The organism is Microcystis sp. M53603_WE2 (assembly GCF_030065435.1).
Genome location: NZ_JASJFF010000165.1, coordinates 1 through 2,571, shown reverse-complemented (window position 1 = coordinate 2,571; position 2,571 = coordinate 1). Strand labels below are relative to the sequence as shown.

The window sequence follows — 2,571 nt, the reverse complement described above, 5'->3', positions numbered from 1 at the left end:
TAAGAGCTTTTTGTAAGTTTTTCTTTTCTTCTAAGTCTAGGAAATCTTTGGCTGGCATAAGTAGGATTTTTCTAAAATTACTATTTCTATTTTAGGTGGTTTAAGTGCGTTTTAGCTTATCACAGTCTGGGATTTAAAGATGAAGAAAATCATTCACAGTTTCAAAAAGCCAGATATCTTTCTCCCTTTTAAATCTCCTTTAGGTAAGATACATTTTGCTCTTGACCTCAAGACCTTCGCTTTTATCTCTGGTGATGGAACAATCAAACTCTGGAGTTTAGAGACAGGGGAAAAAACTTATATAATTCCAGTAGTTAAACCCTCACAACTAACTCAGAAAGGTGTCAAGCATCCCTCAGATCCGATTTTTATGAGTTTTAGTCCTGACAACAAAATGTTAGCTTCTGTGAACGGCTATGACGGCACTATTAAACTCTGGAATATAGAAACAGGAAAAGAAATCCGTACCTTTACCGAACATGATCCTAATATCCACTATGTTAGTTTTAGTGCCGATGGTAATAAATTAGCAACTGGTAATGATTATGGAATTATCAAAATCTGGAATGTTAAAAATGGTAAACAAATTCTTGCCCTTACAGAGAATAATGAAAATGGCGATGACAATCACTTTGGTGGTTTGGTTTTCAACCCAGATGGTAAGACTCTTGCCGTTATTCGTCAGAAAAAAAAGGAAATTGAACTTTGGAGTTTAGACAAAAAAATAAAATTCCGAACTCTTGTGGATTATGAAGATAGTTTCAATAATGATAATAAGAGTACTATTTTCAATAGTATTCACTTTAGTCCCGATGGCAAAACCCTAGCTTCTGTTGATAATCTTGGAACAATAAAACTCTGGAATGGAAACAATGGCTGGGATTTAGATGCTTTGATGGGGCGTAGTTGCGATTGGGTGCGGGTTTATTTGCAGAATAATATTAATGTCAGGGAGGAGGATAGGCATTTGTGTGATGGGATTGGTACAAAATAGTCAGTATCAGGATTTTGAGGATTAGAGGATTTTCAAGATGCTCAATCTTAAAAGATTGTCAGGAGTTTCCAAGTAAATAATCCAGTTAATCCTAAAATCCCGTTAATCTTGGTTTAGACTTCTTTGTGAGGATACAGAAGGATTGTAGGGCGATGCAGAAGCATTGTAGGGCAATACAGAAAGATTGTAGGACAATGCAGGACTTAAACGCTTTAATGGGGCGTAGTTGCGATTGGGTGCGGGTTTATTTGCACAATCCTAATTCTGGTGTTAAGAAGGAAGATAAGCATTTGTGTGATGGGATTGGTACAAAGAATTAGCCCACCAATTTAATAATAAAGTTGCTCTGTTACAGCCGATTGTTAATTTAGGTTTTTTTTCAGAGATAATCGCCACAAACAGAAACATAAATCGTAGGGTGCGTTAGCCAAAGCGTAACGCACCAATTTAATAATTAAGTTGGTGCGTGGGGCGAGGATTATTAACTTGTTTTTTTGTCAGAGATTATCGCCACAAACACCCACCCTACAAGATCAGGCTTACACAAAAAAAAACAAATTTATGTTATTTTTAAAATAAATCTCAGTCAATAAAAAATATTTATTATGAATATCAAAGTGGTTGTCTGGCAAGAAGACGATGTTTGGTGTGCAAATGTACCAGCTTTGTCTGGTTGTCATACTTGGGCAGAAAATTATGATGATTTGATGGTCATGGTTAAAGAGGCAATAGAAGGCTGGTTAGAAGTTTCTCATGAAAAAAAATTACTTGATCGAAAAGAGAATCAGCAATTAGTCGAGATTTCTGTATGAAGTCAATCTCAGGTAAAAAATTATGTAAAGTCGTTGAAAGATTTGGCTAGAAATTGGCAAGAATTAAAGGAAGTCATTATATCTATACCAAAGAAAATGTTTCTGCAATTATTGTTATACCAACCCATGGAAATCGAGATTTACCGATAGGAACATTAAAAGGTATTCTCAAAGATTCAGGATTAACTGAAGATGATATTTGACAACGTAACGCACCAATTTGATGATAAATTTGGGCGTGGGGCGCGGATTATTAATTTTAGTTTTTCATCAGAATTAGTAACCGCAAACACTCACCCTACAAGCTAATTCGTAGGGTGCGAAGCGCGAAAGTGTAACGCACCAATTGAATAATTAAGTTGTTGCGTTACGGCAGATTATTAATTTGTTTTTTTGTCAGAGATTATCGCCGCAAACACGCACCCTACAAGATTGGAGATCGCACTTCCATCAATTGCCGATCTCTTTCTTCTCTCATTTGATGAATAATTTCAGTAACATCGGTTTTAAATGGTTTTCCCTGACGACGTTCATAAATGGCTTTTCGAGTTGCGTCAATTCGTTCTAATGCAATTTCCCAAGAACGTAGGTTGGGTTGAAGCATGAAACCCAACGCCCGATTATGTTACGCTACCGCTAACCCATCCTACAAATAATTGCGCCTCCCTACTTAGGGGCTGCTGAAAAAGTTTTTCGTGGGGGCAGGGTGTGGGGTGTGGGGTGTGGGGTGTGGGGTTTTACCCATTTTCAGGTGGTCAATTACCT

The 2,571-nt window shown here is 37.0% G+C and carries 3 protein-coding genes and 1 pseudogene; 3 read left to right on the top strand and 1 reads right to left on the bottom strand.

Annotated features, from left to right (window positions below):
• Positions 1–139 precede the first annotated feature (139 nt).
• The 3 genes and pseudogenes from PX481_RS03705 (at position 140) to PX481_RS03695 (ending at position 2,009) form a co-directional block, all read left to right on the top strand.
• Positions 140–994, top strand: a complete 855-nt coding sequence (locus PX481_RS03705) for a WD40 repeat domain-containing protein (protein ID WP_288025464.1) — start codon at positions 140–142, stop codon at positions 992–994.
• A 605-nt stretch (positions 995–1,599) separates the two neighbouring features.
• A complete protein-coding gene (locus PX481_RS03700) occupies positions 1,600–1,806 on the top strand; it encodes a type II toxin-antitoxin system HicB family antitoxin (RefSeq protein ID WP_002758550.1) in 207 nt (68 codons plus the stop codon).
• Positions 1,803–2,009 (top strand): annotated as a pseudogene (locus tag PX481_RS03695) (type II toxin-antitoxin system HicA family toxin). The gene PX481_RS03700 and the pseudogene PX481_RS03695 overlap by 4 nt, the downstream one beginning before the upstream one ends.
• A gap of 221 nt (positions 2,010–2,230) precedes the next feature.
• Here PX481_RS03695 and PX481_RS03690 read toward each other — a convergent pair.
• Positions 2,231–2,410, bottom strand: a complete 180-nt coding sequence (locus tag PX481_RS03690) for a hypothetical protein (RefSeq protein WP_002758553.1) — start codon at positions 2,408–2,410, stop codon at positions 2,231–2,233.
• Between the last annotated feature and the right edge of the window lie 161 nt (positions 2,411–2,571).